The sequence below is a fragment of the Deltaproteobacteria bacterium genome, from assembly GCA_005879535.1.
GTDB lineage: Bacteria > Myxococcota > Myxococcia > Myxococcales > 40CM-4-68-19 > 40CM-4-68-19.
The window spans coordinates 1-3773 of the sequence record VBKI01000051.1 but is presented as its reverse complement, the minus strand read 5'-3'; the positions used below and the strand labels follow the sequence as shown (position 1 = coordinate 3773).

The 3773-nt window shown below is 64.3% G+C and carries 2 protein-coding genes; both read left to right on the top strand.

Annotated features, from left to right (window positions below; all coding sequences use genetic code 11):
* Positions 1-58 precede the first annotated feature (58 nt).
* A complete protein-coding gene (locus E6J58_06325) occupies positions 59-1558 on the top strand; it encodes a hypothetical protein (protein TMB39826.1) in 1500 nt (499 codons plus the stop codon).
* 988 nt (positions 1559-2546) lie between these two features.
* Positions 2547-3773: protein kinase family protein (locus E6J58_06320; protein ID TMB39825.1), on the top strand; the 1227-nt coding region annotated here is incomplete at its 3' end.

The following is a 3773-nucleotide window of genomic DNA, read 5'->3' as shown; positions in this document are numbered from 1 at the left end:
GGCGGTGTTCGACGTCAACACGATTACGAAACTGATTTCCAATCCGCAAACGAACGCGTTGCAACCTCCGGCCCCGCCGGCCGCCAATGCTCCCAACATCCCCGGGCTGAACACGCTGAAGATCGTGCCGCCACTGCAAGGGGCGACCTCGTGGGTGCGGCAGATTGCATTCGGCAGCTTCGTCTCGCGCGACTACCGCAACAACCGCTTCAGGCCCCCGCTCGCGACGTTCTCGGGCGTGCCGAAGGTGCAGAGGTTCGTCACGCTTTTCTTCACGCTGTTCGTCCCTCAGGGCACGCAGCCCGCCGGCGGATGGCCCATCGTGATCGTCGCGCAGGGCAGCCCGGACACGATGCTAGGCGGGCCATTCAATCAAGCCGCCAAGCTGGCGTCGCACGGGCTCGCGGCCATCGCCATCAACGCGGTGGGGTTCGGTTTCGGCCCTCGAAGTACGATCACGGTAAACACGATGACGGTCCCCGCCGCCGATCTCCTTCCCCGCCCCTGTGACGACAGCCCTCAGGATTGCCAGGCTTGGGGCCGCTCGACCGACGTGGATGGTAACGGCACCATCGCGAACGCCGAAGGCGCCCAGGCGGGCCCGCCGAAGGGGCTCCTGCTCGCCTCGCAATCGATCCTGCAGTCCACCATCGATTACATGCAGCTCGTCCGCGTGATCGAAGCGGGCATCGATATCGACGGGAACGGAACGCCAGACGTCGACGCGTCGCGCATCTACTACGCGGGTTCTTCCAACGGCGCGCTGGTCGGCATCCCGTTGTTCGCCGTCGAACCGCGCGTCAGGGCAGCGGTGTTCACCGGAGTGAGCCCTTGGCCTGGTCTCTGGATGAGCCCGCCGAACCGCGGAACGTTCGGGCCCTATTTCCAGAATCGCCAGATGCTCAATCCCCCAGGAACGCCGCTCGTCACGAGCCTCGGCGGAGTCGCGGTCGGTCCCATACTCTACAACGAGAATCCACCCGTCCCGGGCGCTCCCCCGCTCGTGAACGAGATCGCCGGCGCGCTCCCGATGCAGCAGGTCGAGGAACGAGCGGACTGGCTGTGGAACAGCAACGCGCCAGGCGCATTCGCACCGTACCTGCGCCTCGCGCCGCTTCCCGGAGTCCGGGCCCGGCCGTTCATTATTTTCGAATCGCGCGGCGATCAGAATGCCGTCAATCCGCACACGGCAGAGCTGATCCGGGCGGGCCTGTTCGCCGACCGAGTGACGATGTACCGGCACGACCGGTTTCCGTCGAAGCTGTTGTTCAAGAACCCGCACCCGTTCATCATCCGCACGGATCAGGTCTCTCCGATCATGCAAAACGTAGCGCTGGCCGCGCAGGAGCATCTCGCGAGGTTCTTCAAGTCCGACGGTGCCGACGTCCTCGATCCATGCACGTTGGTGTCCTGCCCCGCGACCGACGGGACCGGCCCGCTGTTCGAAGTGCCGGCGAGCTTCATACCCGACGTAACCTGCCCGCAGAACCTTCCCGGCGGCGGGTCGCGCGGCTGTGCGCCCGAAAAGCTCATGCTCGATCACGGCTTTACCCCATAGCGGCCGCGCCGTCCGCCGCCCGACGAAGGCCGTCTGCGTAGCTGCAGACGGCCAGGGTCAGCTCCGCGTCGGTAGCGGCAGCCCGGCCGCATTCGCGGCCGGAGCCGCTAGCGGCAACGCGCAGTCGACAGCCCGTACCGGCGCGGCTTCCCCTCGATGGCCCAGCCCACCTGCGCGCCGCGAAGGTGCGCGGGTCCAGGCGGCACTCCTTCGCGAGCAGGAATCGCAGGCGGCGATGAACTTCTCGAGCGAAATGCGGCGCCCGTGCTCGTCCTCGGTCGTGCCGCCGTAGCGAGGTCGGTGCGCCCGAGCGACGCCTCCATCGACGTAAACATCAGCGTGATGCGCGAGATGCGGCCATCCTCGGGTCGAGACGACCAGCTCGCCGAATGAGGCGCGCCAGATCCCGCCGATTCCTTCTGCACTGGGTTGGTGGAGCATGCCGGGATCGAACCGGCGACCTCCGCAACGCCATTGCTTACGGGACGCTCACTTCACTCTATGACGCGAGGGCTCAGAAGAGCTTGGCGACGCTGGATCGTCCTCGAAACTCACCCACCAACTGACCCACCGCTTGTGCGGCGCTAGAACCGAATCTTTGGTGCATATGCAATTACTTGCTCGCCTAAGCCCCAGGGTTGCCACAGCGAGCGACGAGGAGCGCACTCAGCGACCGTCCAGTCCCGGGCAATCCTCGGGCAAGCTCGGCGTGCCGACCGGCTCCTTCGCACAACGCGTAACGCGCGAGGAGTCCGCCAGCAGGACGACGGTGCGACGCCGATGAGCGTCAGGCCCGCCAGCACGCCGGCATCCTTCCTCGGCCACGTGAGCCCAACATACCCGGAATGGGTTTCTGACCCCGACCGCCGGCAGCAGCCCCAATCGACATGCGAAATTCGCCCCCGCGACGCGTGAGCGGGACAGTTCTGCCCCGGTTCACCATCACTAATGTCTCGAAGCTCGCGCGAATCTCCGGCAACATGCCGCCATGACGCGGTCTCTGACGAAAGCGGAAGCGGAGAAGTTCGCAGACGTTCGTGGTGCTGCCGAGCAGGCTCGCTGGTTCGTAACGAACCAGTACGTTGGAGGAGGTGGTGGTGCCGACGTGCTGCTCGCCATGCGCGCATCTGATCTCGATGCGCTTCACAGCGCGTACGCGGCTGTTCCGACAACTTGGGGTGAATCGCTCGCGCAGGTTATCGCGGAGCGCTTTGTATCAGGCCGCGACGTGCTCGCCGCGATCAAGATCCCACGGCTGAGGAGCCCGAGGATCAAGGCCGAGATCCAGGCGATGGAGGAGTGCCCGCACCTCCATTTGGTTCGGCTTCTCGCGAGCGACAAGAGTGACGTGCCGGCATGGTTCGTAATGGAGTACTTTCCGAGAGGAACGCTCGAACAGCACCGGTCGAGCTACCACGGCAAACCTGTCGAGGTCCTCCGGCACCTGCGCGGAATGGTGGAGGCGGTGGCTCTGCTGAACAAGAAGGGCTACTTCCACCGCGATATCAAGCCGAACAATATGTTCCTCGCTGACGATGGAAGGTGGGTGCTCGGTGACCTCGGGATCGTGCTCGATGCCGACGACACAGAGCACACGCCCGAGAGCCAGCAACTTTGGAGTCGAGACTGGATTCCCGATTGGTGCGTAGGGTTCCCGGAGAACTATGATGCCGCAGCCGAGGTCCACATGCTCGCCAAGAGCGCCCTATACCTGATCTCGGGGAAGAAGCCACGCGCGTCACATGTGGACGCCGTGAACTTGGTCGAGATGTTCCCGAAGGCCCAGGGTGCGAGAGACGTGCAGGAACTCCTGCGCGAAGAGATCAAGACGCGCCGAGAGCAGACGGCCAGCAACAGCGCGGACGAGTTCTTGGACAAGATAGATCGGCTCCTCCGTCGGGTATCGTTCCCAACTCGCCCTTCACCGTTGTTTCAGTATCTGCAAGGTCCGATGCCTGGGATCGCAGGTAGCGAGCCGCAGACCGATCTCAGCCGCATCTCCATGTACATTCCCGGTCCCACGACAAGGCTGTTTGGCAGCTTCAAGTTCAAGGCCGACAATAAGCAAGAGACAGGCACATTCCGCTACCGCCTTCACTCGTGGACCGAATCGGCTCTCGGGAAACCGCTGGCGGAGAGCGATCCATTGCGCGTCGAGAATCCGCCAAGAGAAGGCGCGTGGTCGATGGAGATTTCGATGCGTGTCAGCACCGAG